This is a genomic window from Bacillus sp. AFS023182 (assembly GCF_002560575.1).
In the GTDB taxonomy this organism is placed as follows: domain Bacteria; phylum Bacillota; class Bacilli; order Bacillales; family Bacillaceae_G; genus Bacillus_A; species Bacillus_A arachidis.
Genome location: NZ_NTRO01000004.1, coordinates 410172 through 429285 on the forward strand (window position 1 = coordinate 410172; position 19114 = coordinate 429285).

At 38.2% G+C, this 19114-nt stretch carries 18 protein-coding genes and 1 other annotated feature; all 18 genes read left to right on the forward strand.

Annotated elements, in window-relative coordinates:
- The first annotated feature begins 3 nt into the window (after positions 1-3).
- The 18 genes from CN288_RS03980 to pyrE all read left to right on the forward strand — a co-directional run bounded on the left by CN288_RS03980 (position 4) and on the right by pyrE (position 19093).
- A complete protein-coding gene (locus CN288_RS03980) occupies positions 4-462 on the forward strand; it encodes a cell division protein SepF (RefSeq protein WP_026590257.1) in 459 nt (152 codons plus the stop codon).
- 6 nt (positions 463-468) lie between these two features.
- Positions 469-732 (forward strand): YggT family protein, encoded by a 264-nt coding sequence (locus CN288_RS03985; protein ID WP_026590258.1) that lies wholly within the window; start codon positions 469-471, stop codon positions 730-732.
- Between the two features lie 15 nt (positions 733-747).
- Positions 748-1521: a YlmH family RNA-binding protein gene (locus CN288_RS03990; RefSeq protein ID WP_026590259.1), complete on the forward strand. Its 774-nt coding sequence runs from the start codon at positions 748-750 to the stop codon at positions 1519-1521.
- A 92-nt stretch (positions 1522-1613) separates the two neighbouring features.
- Positions 1614-2120 (forward strand): septum site-determining protein DivIVA, encoded by a 507-nt coding sequence (gene divIVA, locus CN288_RS03995; protein WP_016116021.1) that lies wholly within the window; start codon positions 1614-1616, stop codon positions 2118-2120.
- Between the two features lie 51 nt (positions 2121-2171).
- Positions 2172-2394 (forward strand) — a binding site (T-box leader).
- A gap of 72 nt (positions 2395-2466) precedes the next feature.
- Complete coding sequence (gene ileS2, locus CN288_RS04000) at positions 2467-5232, forward strand: isoleucine--tRNA ligase (protein WP_026590260.1); 2766 nt, start codon at positions 2467-2469, stop codon at positions 5230-5232.
- A 197-nt stretch (positions 5233-5429) separates the two neighbouring features.
- A complete protein-coding gene (locus tag CN288_RS04005; RefSeq protein WP_026590261.1) occupies positions 5430-5759 on the forward strand; it encodes a molecular chaperone DnaK in 330 nt (109 codons plus the stop codon).
- Between the two features lie 122 nt (positions 5760-5881).
- Positions 5882-6340, forward strand: a complete 459-nt coding sequence (lspA, locus tag CN288_RS04010; protein WP_026590262.1) for a lipoprotein signal peptidase LspA — start codon at positions 5882-5884, stop codon at positions 6338-6340.
- A gap of 4 nt (positions 6341-6344) precedes the next feature.
- Complete coding sequence (locus CN288_RS04015) at positions 6345-7253, forward strand: RluA family pseudouridine synthase (RefSeq protein ID WP_026590263.1); 909 nt, start codon at positions 6345-6347, stop codon at positions 7251-7253.
- A 204-nt stretch (positions 7254-7457) separates the two neighbouring features.
- Positions 7458-8000 (forward strand): bifunctional pyrimidine operon transcriptional regulator/uracil phosphoribosyltransferase, encoded by a 543-nt coding sequence (gene pyrR / locus CN288_RS04020; protein WP_001156487.1) that lies wholly within the window; start codon positions 7458-7460, stop codon positions 7998-8000.
- A 146-nt stretch (positions 8001-8146) separates the two neighbouring features.
- Positions 8147-9430 carry a uracil permease gene (gene uraA / locus CN288_RS04025; protein ID WP_026590264.1) on the forward strand — a complete coding sequence of 428 codons (1284 nt, stop codon included), beginning with the start codon at positions 8147-8149 and terminating at the stop codon, positions 9428-9430.
- Between the two features lie 149 nt (positions 9431-9579).
- Positions 9580-10494: an aspartate carbamoyltransferase catalytic subunit gene (locus CN288_RS04030; RefSeq protein WP_026590265.1), complete on the forward strand. Its 915-nt coding sequence runs from the start codon at positions 9580-9582 to the stop codon at positions 10492-10494.
- Positions 10478-11764: a dihydroorotase gene (gene pyrC, locus CN288_RS04035; RefSeq protein ID WP_098301822.1), complete on the forward strand. Its 1287-nt coding sequence runs from the start codon at positions 10478-10480 to the stop codon at positions 11762-11764. Before CN288_RS04030 ends, pyrC begins: the two co-directional genes overlap by 17 nt.
- The gene (locus CN288_RS04040; protein WP_026590267.1) at positions 11761-12858 is read left to right on the forward strand and encodes a carbamoyl phosphate synthase small subunit; all 1098 of its coding nucleotides are present in this window, start codon (positions 11761-11763) and stop codon (positions 12856-12858) included. The genes pyrC and CN288_RS04040 overlap by 4 nt, the downstream gene beginning before the upstream one ends.
- Positions 12843-16061 carry a carbamoyl-phosphate synthase large subunit gene (gene carB / locus CN288_RS04045; protein WP_026590268.1) on the forward strand — a complete coding sequence of 1073 codons (3219 nt, stop codon included), beginning with the start codon at positions 12843-12845 and terminating at the stop codon, positions 16059-16061. Before CN288_RS04040 ends, carB begins: the two co-directional genes overlap by 16 nt.
- Entirely contained in the window at positions 16058-16837 is a 780-nt protein-coding gene (pyrK, locus tag CN288_RS04050; protein WP_026590269.1) for a dihydroorotate oxidase B electron transfer subunit, read from the forward strand. Before carB ends, pyrK begins: the two co-directional genes overlap by 4 nt.
- Positions 16834-17763: a dihydroorotate oxidase B catalytic subunit gene (gene pyrD / locus CN288_RS04055; protein ID WP_026590270.1), complete on the forward strand. Its 930-nt coding sequence runs from the start codon at positions 16834-16836 to the stop codon at positions 17761-17763. The genes pyrK and pyrD overlap by 4 nt, the downstream gene beginning before the upstream one ends.
- Positions 17748-18464 carry an orotidine-5'-phosphate decarboxylase gene (pyrF, locus tag CN288_RS04060; protein ID WP_026590271.1) on the forward strand — a complete coding sequence of 239 codons (717 nt, stop codon included), beginning with the start codon at positions 17748-17750 and terminating at the stop codon, positions 18462-18464. Before pyrD ends, pyrF begins: the two co-directional genes overlap by 16 nt.
- Complete coding sequence (gene pyrE / locus CN288_RS04065; protein ID WP_026590272.1) at positions 18461-19093, forward strand: orotate phosphoribosyltransferase; 633 nt, start codon at positions 18461-18463, stop codon at positions 19091-19093. The genes pyrF and pyrE overlap by 4 nt, the downstream gene beginning before the upstream one ends.
- Positions 19094-19114 lie beyond the last annotated feature (21 nt).

Sequence of the window (19114 nt, forward strand, 5' to 3'; positions counted from 1 at the left end):
ATTATGAGTTGGTCAAAAGTAAAGTACTTCTTTTTTGACACACCAGAAGAGCGAGAAGCTTACGAAAAGGAAAAGGAGCAAGTTGAAATGAAAAAACAGGAACCTCAGCAGCAGGATATCCCGGTTACGAAAGCACAGCCAAAACAAAATATTGTAAGTATTGAAACAGCAAAGCAGTCTTCTAAAGTTGTTTTACTAGAACCGCGTACATATTCGGAAGCACAAGGTATTGCGGATCATTTGAAAGGAAGAAGAGCTGTTGTCATTAATTTGCAAAGAATGTCCACAGATCAAGCTGTACGTATCGTTGACTTTTTAAGTGGTACTGTATACGCTATAGGCGGGGATATTCAAAAATTAGGACCGAAAACATTTATTTGTACACCTGAGACTGTCGATATTGTTGGGGCCATTTCTGAGTTGTTCGGTGAAGAGGAAGAGACAAATATAAAGAGGTGGTAATACGCCATGATAACTATTTTACAAGCATTGCTTTGGATCATCCAGATTTATTCCTGGGCGCTTATTATCTATATTCTTCTATCTTGGTTTCCAGGGGCTAGAGAATCGACATTTGGTGATTTTCTAGCGCGTATTTGTGAACCATATTTAGAGCCGTTTCGGAGATTTATCCCACCTTTTGGTATGATTGATATTTCTCCAATTGTCGCAATTATTGCGTTGAAATTGGCTAGTAGTGGTTTAGTAAGTCTGTTTCGTTATTTCTTGTAACAAGAGGTTGCATGAATGAGCATCTATGAGCATTTTAGACCTGAAGAAGTGGTCTTTGTTGATAAAGCATTAGAATGGAAACAGATGGCTGAAGAATATCATCAAGTGAAACTAACGGATTTTCTTGATCCACGTCAGCAGCAAATTGTTGCTACGATAGTGGGGAATCAAGGAGATGCTACTTTACGACTTTATGGTGCTACGCCAAAAGCGGAAAGGAAAAGAGCTCTTATTTATCCGAGTTACCTTAATTTAAATGAAGAAGATTTTCAAGTTGAAGTATTAGAAATTGACTATCCTTCCAAATTTTATGCGCTTGAACATAGGCAAATATTAGGTGCATTTATGTCTCTTGGTCTCACAAGAGAAAAGTGTGGTGATATTTTGCTTCGAGAAAATCGTGCCCAAATTATAGTTGCAAAAGAGATTGTTTCGTACATTGAAATGAATTTACAATCGATAGGGAAAATGAAGGTCTCACTTTCCTCTGTACAAGCAGATAAAGTATTACAATTACAAGAAGAGTGGAGAGAACAGTCTGGAACTGTTTCATCACTTCGATTAGATGTCCTGTTAGCTGAAATGCTCCATATATCACGGCAAAAAGCACAGCCGCTTATAAAGAATGGTCTTGTGAAAGTAAATTGGAAAACGGTTGAACAAACTGCATACGAGTGTTTTCCAGGTGATGTTTTTTCAGTTAGAGGATATGGACGTGGGAAATTATTTTCTGTAGAAGGAAAAACGAAACGCGACAAATGGAGAGTTTTGTATGGTATACTAAAATGATTGGTTTTTTAGAAGGAAAATCTCTTATTTTGTCGAAGAAAAGATATAATTAAAAAGAGGAAAATTTAGATAACTACTTGGAGGTGGCGTTTGTGCCGTTAACACCATTAGATATTCATAACAAAGAATTTGGTCGCGGATTCCGTGGCTATGATGAGGATCAAGTAAATGAGTTTCTTGATCAGATCATCAAAGATTATGAATTGGTCATTCGTGAGAAGAAAGCATTAGAAGAAAAAGTTGCTCAGCTAGAAGGGAAATTGGATCATTTCTCTAACATTGAAGATACACTAAATAAATCTATCGTTGTTGCACAAGAAGCAGCGGAAGAAGTAAAGCGTAATGCACAAAAAGAAGCAAAATTAATTGTACGTGAAGCTGAAAAAAATGCAGACCGTATTATTAATGAAGCTTTAGTGAAATCAAGAAAAGTTGCATTTGATATTGAAGAACTAAAGAAACAAGCGAAAGTATTCCGCACACGTTTCCGTATGTTATTAGAAGCGCAGCTTGAAATGTTAAACAACGATGATTGGGACAAATTAATTGAGCTAGAAGAAGAAGTGGACGAGCTGTTAAAGAAAGAAGAAACAGTGTAAGCTTGACGTTTTTCTCATTATTACATATAATTTTAAACAACATATTTATTAAGAAAAACGAAGATAGGGATAAGTACCTTTTTTATACCTTATATAGCGAACTGAGGATGGTGTAAGCTCAGGATAAGGAGATAATGGGAAAATCACCCTGGAGTTCCGCGCTGAACAAAAAAGTAAGCGTAGGCGTATATTCGCGTTAAGAATACAAAGAGGACCAGTGCATATATGTATGGTCTACTAGGGTGGTACCGCGGGAGACTTTCTCGTCCCTTTTTGGGATGAGAAAGTCTCTTTTTTATTCCATTTTTTAGGGTCTTTCTTTTATACATTCGAGGAGGAATTGAGCATGGAGTATAAAAATACATTACTAATGCCGAAAACAGAATTCCCAATGCGTGGGAATTTACCAAAACGTGAGCCTGCAATGCAAGAAAAATGGGCTGAAATGAATATTTACGAAAAAGTACAAGAACATACAAAAGGCCGTCCTTTATTTGTATTACATGATGGTCCTCCATATGCGAATGGTGACATTCATATGGGACATGCATTAAATAAAGTATTAAAAGATTTTATTGTTCGTTACAAATCGATGACGGGATACTGTGCACCATATGTACCAGGATGGGATACACACGGTTTACCAATTGAACAAGCTTTAACAAATAAAGGTGTAAAACGTAAAGAAATGACGGTTGCAGAATTTCGTAAATTATGTGCAGAGTATGCATATGAACAAGTAAATCGTCAACGTGAGCAATTTAAACGCCTTGGTGTACGTGCAGATTGGGATAATCCATATATCACTCTAGAGCCAGCGTATGAAGCACAACAAATTAAAGTATTTGGTGAAATGGCGAAAAAAGGTTACATCTATAAAGGACAAAAGCCTGTTTATTGGTCTCCGACGAGTGAATCTGCTTTAGCTGAAGCTGAAATTGAATATCAAGATAAAAAATCAGCATCTATTTACGTAGCATTCCCAGTAAAAGACGGGAAAAACGTATTAGAAGGTGATGAGAAATTTATCATTTGGACAACAACACCTTGGACATTACCAGCAAACTTAGGTATTTCTGTTCACCCAGAGCTTCAATATAGCATTGTCAAAGTAAATGGTGAAAAATATATTATTGCTTCTGAACTATTTGACACAGTTTCTAAAACGTTAGAATGGGAAAATGCTGAAGTTGTGAAAACAGTTAAAGGTAGCGAACTTGAGTATACAGTTGCGAAACATCCATTCTATGATCGGGATTCTTTAGTTATGCTTGGAGAACATGTTACAACGGATGCTGGTACAGGATGTGTACATACAGCACCAGGACATGGGGAAGACGATTTCATTGTTGGGAAACAATATGGATTAGAGGTTCTTTGCCCAGTTGATGATAAAGGTGTATTAACAAATGAAGCGCCTGGATTTGAAGGTTTATTCTACGATAAAGCAAATAAGCCAATTACGGAAAAATTAGAAGAAGTGGGTGCGTTATTAAAATTAACATTTATCACGCATTCTTATCCACATGACTGGAGAACGAAAAAACCGATTATCTTCCGTGCGACAGCGCAATGGTTTGCATCTATTGAAGCATTCCGTAAAGAGTTATTACAAGCCGTTGAAGAAACGAAATGGGTGCCAGCATGGGGTGAAACACGTCTTCATAATATGGTTCGTGACCGTGGTGACTGGTGTATTTCTCGTCAACGTGCGTGGGGTGTACCAATTCCTGTCTTCTATGCAGAGAATAACGATCCAATTATTACAGATGAAACAATCAATCACGTAGCAGATCTATTCCGTGAGAACGGTTCTAACGTATGGTTTGAACGTGAAGCGAAAGATTTATTACCAGAAGGATTTACACATCCATCTAGTCCAAATGGTGAGTTCCGTAAAGAAACAGACATTATGGACGTATGGTTTGATTCAGGTTCTTCTCATCAAGCTGTTCTAGAAGAGCGCGAAGACTTACAACGTCCAGCTGATTTGTATTTAGAAGGATCTGACCAATACCGTGGTTGGTTTAACTCTTCGTTATCAACAGCAGTTGCAGTAACAGGTAAAGCACCATATAAAGGTGTTTTAAGCCATGGATTCGTCTTAGACGGTGAAGGTCGTAAAATGAGTAAATCTATCGGGAATATTGTTGTACCGAAGAAAATTATGGACCAATTAGGTGGAGATATTTTACGTCTGTGGGTATCTTCTGTTGATTATCAATCTGATGTACGTATTTCAGATGATATTTTAAAACAAGTAGCAGAAGTATATCGTAAAATCCGTAATACTTTCCGTTTCTTATTAGGAAATTTAGCTGACTTTAATCCAAGTCAAGATGCAGTAGCAAAAGCTGAACTACGCGAAGTAGATCGTTACATGCTGGTGAAACTAAATGACTTAATTACAAAAGTAAAAGAAGCATATGAAACATATGATTTTGCGGCAGTATATCATGCAATTCATAACTTCTGTACAATCGACTTAAGTTCATTTTATTTAGACTTTGCAAAAGACATTTTATACATCGAGGCTGCAAATCATCATGACCGTCGTGCAATTCAAACGGTGCTTTATGATGTTCTTGTTGCATTAACAAAACTTGTAACACCAATCTTACCGCATACAGCTGATGAAGTATGGCCATATGTTCCTGGTGTGGTTGAAGAAAGCGTTCAGCTAACTAATATGCCAGAAGCTGTTGAAATAGAAGGTGCGGAAGCGTTAAAAGCGAAATGGGATGCATTCATGACCCTTCGCGATGACGTATTAAAAGCGTTAGAAGTGGCTCGTAATGAAAAAGTAATCGGTAAGTCATTAAATGCGAGCATTACCCTTTATCCAACTGCAGAAATGAAACAAATGTTAGAGTCTATTAGTGAAGATTTAAAACAATTGTTTATTGTCTCTGAGTATAAACTTGGTGGAACAATTGAGGAAGCTCCAGCAGATGCTCCGAAATATGAGCATACAGCTGTTGTTGTGGTACAAGCAACTGGTGAAACATGTGAACGTTGTTGGATTGTTTCTGAAACAATTGGCAAAGACGTTGAGCACGAAACATTATGTGAGCGTTGTGCGACAGTTGTAAAAGAAAATTATGTAAAATAATAATGAAAAACTGACTGCTAATTATTGCAGTCAGTTTTTTATATGCATTACATGATTCACAGGTGGTAAAACCTTGTTTATGACATTATTATTTTATCAGTGATTCATCTCTTTCCTAGGAAGGAAAAATGTGTGAGCGGTAAGTGAGAAATTTTCGGACACACTAACGGTACATTGCAGCCGGGAGGAATGTACACGTGAATGAAATCTACATGGAAATCAAAGAAGAATTACAATTGATGAGAAAAGAATTACAGGAGCGACTGGCAAAAGAAGCGATGCACACATATCATATGGAATTCGGACAAGAACTAGGGTATGACATGAAGGAAGATGCGAAAAAGAAGTTATTTTTACATGATATAAGAGAAGATTTAAAAGATGTGGAACGAGCATTATTTAAAATGGAAATTGATATGTATGGAATTTGTGAAGAAACTGGAAAATATATTCCTGTAAAGCAAATGCAAATCATGCCAACAGCTCGTACAATTCATGAATTTTTATATGAGAAAGTAAATGTCTGATAGTACAATGATATTATATTACCTTTTTCCATTTTATTTTATTCTTCCGTAAAGGTTCATTGTGAAAAGACCGTAGCTATGCTAAAATTTTGAGGTACACTGTCTTTGTGGGGGAAATGAAAATGATATATTATTTAATAGCCTTATTTGTCATTGCCATCGATCAAATATCGAAATGGTTAATTGTAAAGAACATGGAATTAGGTACAAGTATCCCGATTATCGATAATGTATTATACATAACATCACATCGGAATAGAGGAGCTGCCTGGGGTATTTTAGAAGGTAAAATGTGGTTCTTCTATGTTATTACAGTTGTTTTTGTAGGGTTTATCGTATTTTATATGAAAAAGTATGCGAAAACAGATAAACTCCTAGGAGTTTCATTAGGCCTTATTTTAGGCGGAGCAATTGGCAATTTTATTGATCGTGTATTTAGACAAGAAGTGGTGGATTTCATTCACGTGTATATTTTTTCATACAACTATCCGGTATTTAACATAGCTGACTCAGCTTTATGTATTGGAGTTGTATTAATTATTATCCAAACATTATTAGAAGGAAAGAAAATGAAGGAGTAATTGAATGAGCGAAGTAGTACAAGTAACAGTTGCAGAAGAACAAAAAAATGAACGGATTGATAAGTTTGTTGCAGGTGTAAATAATGAATGGTCACGTACACAGGTGCAGCAATGGATTAAAGATGGTGTTGTAACCGTAAACGGAAATACCATTAAAGGGAATTATAAAGTAAAAGAAAAAGATGAAATTGCAGTAGCAATTCCAGAGCCAGAAGAACTAGATATTCGTGCAGAAGATATGAACTTAGAAATTTATTATGAGGATGCAGATGTATTAGTTGTCAATAAACCACGCGGTATGGTTGTACATCCAGCTCCTGGACATACAAGTGGTACCCTTGTAAATGGATTAATGTATCATTGTACAGATCTATCAGGTATTAACGGTGTAATGCGTCCTGGTATTGTGCATCGTATTGATAAAGACACATCTGGTTTATTGATGGTTGCTAAAAATGATATGGCACATGAATCTCTTGTAAATCAGCTTGTAGAAAAAACAGTAACAAGACGATATAAAGCAATCGTCCATGGTGTAATTCCACATGATAAAGGGACAATTGATGCTCCAATTGGCCGTGATAAAAAGGAACGCCAAAGTATGACGGTTGATGAAAATGGGAAGAATGCTGTTACGCATTTCCAGGTGTTAGAACGATTTAAAGATTTTACACTTGTAGAATGTCGTTTAGAAACCGGCCGTACGCACCAAATTCGTGTTCATATGAAATATATTGGATACCCGATTGCGGGAGATCCGAAATATGGTCCGAAAAAGACGTTAGATATAAATGGACAGGCGCTTCATGCAGGAATCTTAGGATTTGATCACCCTCGTACAGGGGAATATATCGAGTTTGAGGCACCAGTTCCAGCAGTGTTTGAAGAAGTCTTAAATGTTTTACGGAAATAGTATTGACAAAACAAGTGGAATTTGCGATACTAACAACAGTTAAATAATGATCCTTTAACACAGCCCCGTGAGGTTGAGAAGGTAACGGTTTGAAATACTTAGGGTATAGTTATACCCTTTTTTCAAAAGTCCTCTCGCACACGCTGAGAGGACTTTTTTTATACCATTCCTCTCACGCAAGAAAAAAGCTTGGAGGTGTAGAACATGCAAGAAAAAGCAGTCGTTTTAGATGACCAAATGATTCGCCGCGCTTTAACACGCATCAGTCATGAAATTGTGGAACGTAATAAAGGTGTTGATAATTGTGTTCTTGTCGGGATTAAAACACGTGGTATCTTTATTGCACAGCGTTTAGCAGAACGCATTGGTCAAATTGAAGGGAAAGAAATAGAAGTAGGGGAGTTAGACATTACATTGTATCGTGATGATTTAACACTACAATCTAAAAATAAAGAGCCACTTGTAAAAGGTTCTGATATTCCTGTGGACATTACGAAAAAGAAAGTTATTCTAGTGGATGATGTACTATATACAGGAAGAACGGTTCGAGCAGCAATGGATGCTCTGATGGATTTAGGTAGACCGTCACAAATCCAGCTTGCGGTTCTTGTAGACAGAGGTCATCGTGAATTACCAATTCGCGCTGATTATGTAGGGAAAAATATTCCAACATCAAGTGAAGAGCGTATTGAAGTTGATTTGCAAGAGACAGATCAACAAGATCGAGTAAGTATATACGATAAGTAAAGCCCTTTTAAATGTAGTCCTGTGAGGCTGCCAAAGGGTCTTGACTTTCGTATGTCAAATTTGACATACGAAAGTATAGGACTCTTTGTGCACAGTCACAAAGAGTTTTTTTATTGCAAAGTTTTAAACTGAAGGAGGATATAACAATGGAGCAAAAGCCAGTGTTAGACGTTCAGGAAGTACCGAAACCCGGGAAATGGTTATTTTTAAGTATACAGCATTTGTTCGCTATGTTTGGATCAACAGTGCTTGTTCCATTTTTAACAGGACTGAACCCATCAGTAGCTTTAATATCAAGTGGATTAGGAACACTAGCGTTCCTTCTTATAACAAAAGGTCAAGTACCAGCATATCTAGGATCATCATTTGCGTTTATCGCACCAATCATTACAGCAAAAACAGCAGGTGGGCCAGGAGCAGCAATGCTTGGTGGCTTACTAGCAGGACTTGTTTACATCTTAATTTCACTGGGAATTAAGAAGTCAGGATCAGAGTGGATCATGAAGTTACTCCCACCAATCGTAGTTGGTCCAGTCGTAATGGTTATCGGTTTAGCTTTAGCACATACAGCAGTTGATATGGCGATGAATGGTGCGGATGGCAAGTATAGCTTTACTCACTTTTCAGTAGCATTAGTAACATTAGCAATTACAATCATTTGCTCCATATTCGGAAGAGGATTTTTCAGCATCATACCAGTTTTACTTGGAATCGTCGGGGGATATATCTTCGCTTACTTCCAAGGGCTTGTAGATTTAAAACCGGTAGCTGAGGCAAAATGGTTTGACGTACCAGACTTCACAATACCATTTGTAACATATACTCCAGAGTTTTCATGGAAGATTGTACTCTTAATGGTACCAGTTGCACTCGTAACAATCTCAGAACATATCGGGCACCAAATTGTACTTGGAAATGTCATTAAAAGAGATCTAATTGAAAAACCAGGTCTACATCGCTCGATCTTCGGGGATGGGGTAGCAACATTAATTGCATCATTAATAGGTGGACCACCGAATACAACATACGGTGAAAACATCGGTGTACTAGCAATTACAAGAGCATACAGTGTATACCTATTCATTGGATCAGCGGTGTTCGCGATTATGTTCGGATTTATCGGTAAGATTTCAGCACTGATTCACTCGATTCCAACACCAGTTATGGGCGGAGTATCGATCTTACTTTTCGGTGTAATCGCATCAAGTGGTTTACGCATGATGGTAGATGATAAAACAGACCTAAGTGATAAACGAAACTTAATGATTGCATCAGTAATCCTGGTAATCGGTATTGGCGGCGCAGTACTACGCGTTGGAGAATCTTTCCAAGTAGAAGGCATGGCACTTGCAGCAATTGTAGGTGTACTATTAAATCTACTATTACCTGAAATGAAACAAAAACAACAATCTAAGCAGATTGCTTCATAAAAACAACCTTTTAATTCAGTCCTGTGAGACGAAAAAGGGGAGCTTCTTTCTTGCACCCTAGTCTCACATGACTAGGGTATTTTTATGCAGTTATTGTTATATAAATACCAAAGGTGTTATCATAAAAATCAGAAAGATGAGGGATGACAATGAGCCATTTGTTAACGATGAGTGAATTATCGAAAGAAGAGATTTCAGAAATCCTAAAAGACGCAGAAGATTTTGCGAATGGAAAAGAGAGAAAATCAACAGAGCAAACATTTGTAGCAAACTTATTCTTCGAAAACAGTACAAGAACAAAGTTTAGCTTCGAAGTTGCCGAGAAGAAATTAGGACTTGATGTGCTAAATTTCGAAGTAGATTCCTCTAGCGTACAAAAAGGAGAAACGTTATACGATACGATAAGAACACTAGAATCAATCGGAACAAGAGCGGTAGTCATCCGCCATCAGCAAGATCGCTACTTCGATGAACTAAAAGATAAAGTAAGTATTCCAATCCTAAATGCTGGAGATGGATGTGGAAATCATCCAACGCAATGCCTGCTAGATCTTCTAACAATTAAACAAGAGTTTGGAAGCTTTGAAGGATTAAAGATTGCGATTGTTGGAGACATTCGTCATAGCCGAGTAGCTCGTTCCAATGCGGAAGCATTAACGAAATTAGGAGCAACAATTTACTTTGCTAGCCCAGAAGAGTGGAAAGGTGAAACAAAAACATTCGGAACATACAAAGAATTAGATGAACTTGTTCCAGAAGTTGATGTGATGATGTTACTTCGTGTGCAACATGAGCGTCATGACCATTATGAAACAGACATCATGAAAGAGTATCATGAGCAGCACGGTTTAACAATTGAACGAGAAAAACGTATGAAACAAGGAAGCATTATTATGCATCCAGCTCCTGTAAATCGCGATGTAGAAATTGCGAGTGAACTTGTTGAGTGTGAGCGTTCCCGTATTTTCAAACAGATGGAAAATGGAGTTTACGTAAGAATGGCTGTGCTAAAACGCGCGTTACCAAATGTATTAGGAGGAATGAAACATGAATTATTTGTTTAAAAATGGACGCTATCTAAATGAAGAAGGAAACATTGTAGTAACAGATCTTCTCGTACAAGACGGTAAAATTGCGAAAGTAGCAGAAAATATTACGGCAGATAATGCTGAAGTAATCGATGTAAACGGAAAATTAATCTCACCTGGATTAGTAGATGTACACGTTCATCTTCGCGAACCAGGTGGTGAACATAAAGAAACAATTGAAACAGGTACACTTGCAGCAGCAAAGGGTGGCTTTACAACAATTTGTGCAATGCCAAATACACGCCCAGTACCAGACAGCAAAGAACATATGGAAGACTTGCAAAAGCGAATTAAAGAAAAAGCACATGTAAATGTATTACCATATGGTGCAATTACAGTACGCCAAGCAGGTTCTGAAATGACAGACTTTGAAACATTAAAAGAACTTGGTGCATTCGCGTTTACTGACGATGGAGTAGGGGTACAAGATGCAAGCATGATGCTAGCTGCTATGAAACGTGCAGCAAAATTAAATATGGCAGTCGTTGCACACTGTGAAGAGAATACATTGATTAATAAAGGTTGTGTACATGAAGGGAAGTTTTCTAAGAAACACGGATTAAACGGTATCCCATCAGTATGCGAATCCGTACATATTGCCCGGGACATATTACTTGCGGAAGCAGCAGATTGTCACTATCACGTATGTCACGTAAGTACAAAAGGATCTGTACGTGTAATCCGTGATGCAAAACGTGCTGGAATTAAAGTAACAGCAGAAGTAACACCGCATCACTTAGTATTATGTGAAGATGATATCCCATCAGTTGATCCAAACTTTAAAATGAATCCGCCGCTTCGAGGAAAAGAAGACTATGAAGCTTTAATTGAAGGATTATTAGATGGAACAATCGATATGATTGCAACTGACCATGCACCGCACGCTGCGGAAGAGAAAGCACAAGGTATTGAAAGAGCACCATTCGGAATTACTGGTTTTGAAACAGCATTCCCACTCTTATATACAAACCTTGTGAAAAAAGGAATTATCACATTAGAACAGCTAATTCAATTCTTAACAGAAAAGCCGGCTGATACATTTGGTTTAGAAGCAGGTCGCCTGAAAGAAGGTAGAGCAGCTGATATCACAATTATCGATTTAGAACAAGAAGAAGAAATTGATCCAACAACATTCTTATCAAAAGGAAAGAATACACCATTCGCAGGTTGGAAATGCCAAGGTTGGCCGGTTATGACAATCGTTGGTGGTAAGATCGCATGGCAAAAGGAGAGTGCATTAGTATGAAAAGACAACTTATCTTAGAAGATGGAACAGTATTAATTGGAAAAGGTTTCGGAGGAGAAATCGAAAAGTCAGGTGAGGTTGTATTTACAACAGGAATGACAGGATATCAAGAAACATTATCTGATCCATCATATTGCGGTCAAATTGTAACATTTACGTATCCGTTAATCGGAAACTACGGAATTAATCGTGATGACTTTGAATCTATTCATCCATCTGTAAATGGTTTAATTGTAAACGAAATTTGTGATCATCCATCTAACTTCCGAAGTGAAATTTCGTTAGATGCATATTTAAAAGAAAGAAATATTCCTGGATTAGCAGGAATTGATACAAGAAAATTAACGCGAAAAATTCGTCAATATGGAACATTACGCGGACGTCTTTGCAACATGGATGCGGATGTAGAATACATCGTTAGCCAATTAAAAGCGACAGTCTTTACAGATCATGTAAAACGCGTATCAACAAAAGATCCATACCCAAGCCCAGGCCGTGGTCATCGTGTTGTACTTGTTGACTTCGGAATGAAACATGGTATTTTACGAGAATTAAATAAGCGCGACTGTGATGTAATTGTTGTACCTTACAATACAACAGCTGAAGAAATTTTACGCCTAAGCCCAGATGGAATTATGTTAAGTAATGGACCTGGGGATCCAAAAGATGTACCGGAAGCGATTGAAATGTTAAAAGAAATCATTGGAAAAGTACCTTTATTTGGGATCTGTCTTGGACATCAATTATTCGCTTTAGCATCTGGTGCAAATACAAGTAAGTTAAAATTCGGTCACCGTGGTTTAAACCATCCAGTAAAACACCTTGCAACTGGAAAAGTAGCAATTACTTCTCAAAATCATGGTTATGCAGTAGAAGAAGCATCAGTTGAAAATACAGAGCTTGAAATTACACATGTAGCTTTAAATGATGGAACAGTAGAAGGTCTTCGTCATAAGAAATTCCCAGCATTTACAGTACAATACCATCCAGAAGCTTCAGCAGGACCAGAAGATGCAAATGATTTATTCGAAGATTTCTTAACAATGATTGAAAACTTCAAGAAAGAAGGGGAAGAGTTATGCCAAAACGCCTAGACATTAACACAATTTTAGTAATCGGATCAGGACCAATTGTAATTGGGCAAGCAGCGGAGTTTGATTATTCTGGTACACAAGCTTGTCAATCTCTTAAAGAGGAAGGTTACAAAGTAATCCTTGTTAACTCAAACCCAGCAACAATTATGACGGATACTGCAACAGCAGATAAAGTATACATTGAGCCATTAACATTAGAATTCGTAAGCCGTATTATTCGCAAAGAACGTCCAGATGCGATCTTACCAACATTAGGTGGTCAAACAGGTTTAAACATGGCTGTTGAACTTGCAAAATCAGGCGTACTTGACGAGTGCGGAGTTGAAATTTTAGGCACAAAATTATCAGCAATCGAGCAGGCGGAAGATCGTGATTTATTCCGTACATTAATGAGAGATTTAAACGAACCAGTACCGCCTAGTGAAATTATTCATAACCTTGATGAAGCGTATGAATTTGTAAATGAAATTGGTTATCCAGTAATCGTTCGTCCTGCATTTACGCTAGGCGGAACTGGCGGCGGGATTTGCCATGATGAAAAAGAGCTAATTGAAACTGTAACAAGCGGTTTAAAACATAGCCCAGTAACGCAATGCTTATTGGAAAAAAGTATCGCTGGTTTTAAAGAGATTGAATATGAAGTAATGCGCGACGCGAACGATAATGCGATTGTAGTATGTAATATGGAAAATATTGACCCAGTTGGTGTGCATACAGGAGATTCCATTGTTATAGCGCCAAGCCAAACATTAAGTGACCGTGAATATCAAATGTTACGTAATACTTCATTAAGAATTATTCGTGCATTAGGAATTGAAGGTGGATGTAACGTTCAGCTTGCACTTGATCCATATAGCTTCCAATACTATGTAATCGAAGTAAATCCACGTGTAAGTCGTTCATCTGCGCTAGCATCTAAAGCAACTGGATATCCAATTGCAAAATTAGCGGCGAAAATTGCAGTCGGTTTAACATTAGATGAAATTGTAAACCCAGTAACACAAAAAACATATGCTTGCTTCGAGCCAGCATTAGATTATGTTGTTTCAAAAATTCCACGCTGGCCATTTGATAAGTTTGAATCAGCGAACAGAACGCTTGGAACACAGATGAAGGCAACTGGTGAAGTTATGTCAATTGGACGTAACTTAGAGGAATCATTATTAAAAGCGGTTCGCTCTCTAGAACTTGGCATTTATCACTTAGAGTTAGATCACTTAAAAGAACTTGATAAAGAAACGATGAAAAAGCGCATTATTAAAGCGGATGATGAGCGCCTGTTTATTGTAGCAGAAGCAATTCGTCAAGGTGTAACGAAAGAAGAAATCAACTCATGGTGTGAAATGGACTTCTTCTTCTTACAAAAAGTTGAAAACATCGTAAACATGGAACGCGAAGTAAAAGCGAATGTAGGAAATATGGAAGTATTACAATCTGCGAAAGAAATGGGATTCAGTGACCACTACATCGCAGCAGCTTGGAATAAAACTGAGCGTGAAATTTACGATATGCGTAAAGAAAATAATATGACGCCAGTATTCAAAATGGTTGATACTTGTGCGGCAGAATTCGAATCTGCAACGCCTTACTACTACAGCACATATGGCGATGAAAATGAATCAATCGTTACAGATCGTAAAAGCGTAGTTGTACTTGGATCTGGTCCAATCCGCATCGGTCAAGGTGTTGAATTTGACTATGCAACAGTTCACTCTGTATGGGCAATTAAAGAAGCTGGATATGAAGCGATTATTATTAATAATAACCCAGAAACAGTTTCAACAGACTTCAGTATTTCTGATAAGTTATACTTTGAGCCATTAACAATCGAAGATGTAATGCACATCATCGATTTAGAGAAACCAGAAGGTGTTATCGTTCAGTTCGGTGGACAAACGGCAATTAACTTAGCTGCAAAATTGGAAGCGCATGGTGTGAAAATTTTAGGAACATCTCTTGAAGATTTAGACCGTGCAGAAGATCGTGATAAATTTGAAGCAGCCTTAACACAGCTTGGTATTCCGCAACCAGTTGGTAAAACAGCAACGACTGTAGAACAAGCGGTAGCAATCGCTGAAGAAATTGGTTACCCAGTATTAGTAAGACCATCTTACGTACTAGGTGGGCGTGCGATGGAAATCGTATATCGTCAAGAAGAACTACTGCACTACATGAAAAATGCGGTTAAGGTTCATGCGGATCATCCGGTATTAATTGACCGCTATATGGTTGGTAAAGAAATTGAAGTAGATGCAATTTCAGACGGTGAAAATGTATTCATTCCAGGTATCATGGAACATATTGAACGCGCTGGAGTTCACTCTGGTGACTCAATTGGAGTATATCCACCGCAAAGCTTATCTGCAAAACTGAAAGAACAAATCATTGAAAATACAATTGCACTTGGAAAAGGATTAAACATTGTTGGATTACTGAATATCCAGTTTGTAGTATTCAAAGACGAAGTGTATGTAATTGAAGTAAACCCACGTGCGAGCCGTACAGTACCATTCTTAAGCAAAATTACAGGTGTACCAATGGCGAATATCGCAACGAAAGTTATTTTAGGTCAAAACCTTGTAGAACAAGGATATGAAACTGGCTATCGCCCAGAAGAGAATGAAGTGTATGTAAAAGCCCCAGTATTCTCATTTGCGAAACTACGTTCAGTTGATACAACATTAGGGCCTGAAATGAAATCAACAGGGGAAGTAATGGGTAAAGACTTGACGCTTGAAAAAGCACTATATAAAGGACTTGTTGCTTCTGGAATTAACATTCCAACGCACGGATCAGTAATCATTACTGTAGCGGATAAAGATAAAGAAGAAGCAATGGAAATTGCAAAACGCTTCCATGAAATCGGCTATAACTTATTAGCAACAGCTGGAACAGCAAAATCGTTAACAGAGCAAAATATTCCGGTGCAAGTTGTAAACAAAATTGATTCTGAAGACTACAACTTACTTGATATTATCCGTCAAGGGAAAGCACAGTTTGTAATCAATACATTAACAAAAGGAAAACAACCAGCGCGTGATGGTTTCCGCATTCGCCGTGAATCAGTAGAAAATGGTGTGGCTTGCTTAACATCACTTGATACAACAAGAGCAATTTTAAGAGTACTAGAATCAATGACATTCTCGGCTCACGCAATGAAAGAAATCGCGCCAACAAAGCGTCACGAGGTGGTACATGCATGATGCAAAAGCAAAATATGATCGTCGTTAACCAAAAAGAAATCGCAAAAAACATTTACGAATTAGTGCTTCAAGGGGATCTTGTGCAGCAAATGAACGATCCAGGGCAGTTTGTACACATTAAGGTAGCAGAGGGCATTACGCCTCTTCTGCGCCGCCCAATTAGTATTTGTAATGTCGATCAAGACAAGAACGAATTTACAATGCTATATCGTGCGGAAGGACAAGGAACGAAAACATTAGCAAAAAGAAAACAAGGTGAACTTGTTGATGTATTAGGACCACTTGGACATGGTTTTCCTGTAGAAGAAGCGGAAGCTGGACAAACGGCTTTATTAGTAGGCGGTGGAATTGGTGTACCACCACTATATGAATTGTCACAACGTTTAGCAGCAAGGGGAGTACGTGTTATTCATATCTTAGGTTTTCAAACGAAAGATGTTGTCTTCTATGAAGAGAAATTCGCAGAGCTTGGTGATACGTATGTTGCAACGGTTGATGGTACACACGGTACAAAAGGATTTGTAACAGATGTAATTGATAGCTATGGAATTGACTTTGACATTCTATATTCATGTGGACCTTTAGCGATGCTTCGAGCATTAGAAGGGCGCTATAAAGAGAAAAAAGCCTACATTTCATTAGAAGAACGCATGGGCTGTGGCATCGGAGCATGTTTCGCATGCGTATGTCACTTACAAGAAGATCCGAGTGGACATTCTTACAAGAAGGTGTGTAGCGACGGACCAGTATTTCCAATCGGGGAGGTTGTACTATGAACAGATTGCAAGTTGAATTACCAGGATTATCATTAAAGAATCCAATCATCCCAGCATCTGGTTGCTTCGGATTTGGTCGTGAGTACGCACAGTTTTATGACTTAAGTGTACTTGGATCCATTATGATTAAAGCGACGACAGAACAACCTCGTTATGGAAACCCAACGCCTCGTGTTGCTGAAACACCGGGCGGAATGCTAAATGCAATCGGACTTCAAAATCCTGGATTAGAAAAGGTAATGAATTCTGAATTACCGTGGCTCGAGCAATTTGATCTTCCGATTATTGCAAACGTTGCTGGTTCACAGGCTGAGGATTATGTAGCGGTTGCGAAAGAAATTTCAAAAGCACCAAATGTTCATGCGCTAGAATTAAATATTTCTTGTCCAAACGTAAAGACGGGTGGTATCGCTTTTGGTACGAACCCTGAAGTTGCTGCTGATTTAACGAAGCGGGTAAAAGAGGTTTCTGAAGTGCCGGTATATGTGAAATTGTCACCGAACGTGGCAAACATTGTGGAAATTGCAAAAGCAATTGAAAATGCAGGTGCGGACGGCTTAACGATGATTAATACATTGCTTGGTATGCGTCTAGATTTAAAAACAGCAAAACCAATTTTAGCAAACCGTACAGGTGGACTATCAGGCCCTGCGATTAAGCCGGTAGCAATTCGTATGGTACATGAAGTAAGTCAAGCTGTTAACATTCCGATTATCGGAATGGGTGGTATTGAATCAGCGGAAGATGTAATTGAATTCTTCTATGCTGGAGCAAGCGCGGTTGCAGTAGGGACGGCGAACTTTATCGATCCTTTCATATGTCCAACAATTATTGAAGAGTTACCAGCATTACTAGATGAATTAGGATTTGATCATATTTCGGAATGTCAAGGAAGGAGCTGGAAGCAAGTATGTCACAGTCGTTAATTGTTGCGCTAGATTTTCCAGGGAAACAAGAGGTAGAACAATTCTTACAACACTTTGAAGGGGAAGAGTTATTTGTCAAAGTTGGTATGGAGTTGTTTTACAAAGAAGGACCAGCAATTATTACGTACTTAAAAGAAAAAGGACATAAGATTTTTCTAGATTTAAAGCTTCATGATATTCCAAATACAGTAAAGAGCGCTATGCGTAGCCTAGCTAGTCTAGATGTTGATATGGTGAACGTTCATGCTGCTGGGGGAAGCAGTATGATGAAAGCTGCGATTGAGGGATTAGAGGAAGGTAAGCAAGAAGGAAAAGAGAGACCGATTTGTATTGCAGTTACACAACTAACAAGCACTTCGGAAGCTATGATGAAAAAAGAGATCGGCATTGAGAAAACGTTAGAAGAAGCGGTTGCGCATTATGCAAAATTAACGAAAGAAAGTGGACTTGATGGAGTTGTTTGTTCAACACTTGAAGTTCCGAAATTACGTGAAGTATGTGGAGATGAATTTGTAACAGTAACACCGGGTATTCGTCTTGCAAGTGATGATATAAATGACCAAGTGCGCGTTGCAACACCGAAACGTGCGAGGGAACTTGGTTCAAGTTACATTGTGGTTGGACGTAGTATTACAAAAGCAGAAAATCCGCTTGAAGCGTATGAAACAGTAAAACAACAGTGGGAAGGTGTAACAGTATGAAAAAAGAAATCGCATCACATTTATTAGAAATTGGAGCAGTATTTTTACAACCGAATGATCCATTTACTTGGTCTTCTGGTATGAAATCACCAATTTATTGTGATAATCGTTTAACTTTATCTTATCCAAAAGTACGCCAAGCGATCGCATCTGGATTAGAAGAGTTAATTAAAGAGCACTTCGGGGCTGTAGAAGTTATTGCAGGAACAGCAACTGCTGGTATCGCGCACGCTGCATGGGTAAGCGATCGTATGGATTTACCAATGTGCTACGTACGCAGCAAAGCAAAAGGACACGGTAAAGGGAACCAAATCGAAGGAAAAGCAGAAAAAGGTCAAAAAGTAGTAGTAGTAGAAGACTTAATTTCAACTGGAGGTAGTGCAATTACATGTGTAGAAGCACTTCGCGAGGCTGGTTGTGAAGTATTAGGAATCGTATCAATCTTCACATACGAGCTTGAGGCAGGAAAAGAGAAACTAGAAGCAGCAAACGTAGCATCATATTCTTTAAGTGATTACAGTGCATTAACTGAAGTTGCAGCAGAAAAAGGTATGATCGGACAAGCTGAAACGAAAAAATTACAAGAGTGGCGTAAAAATCCAGCTGACGAGGCTTGGATTACAGCGTAACAAAGAAAACACGACCGTGGG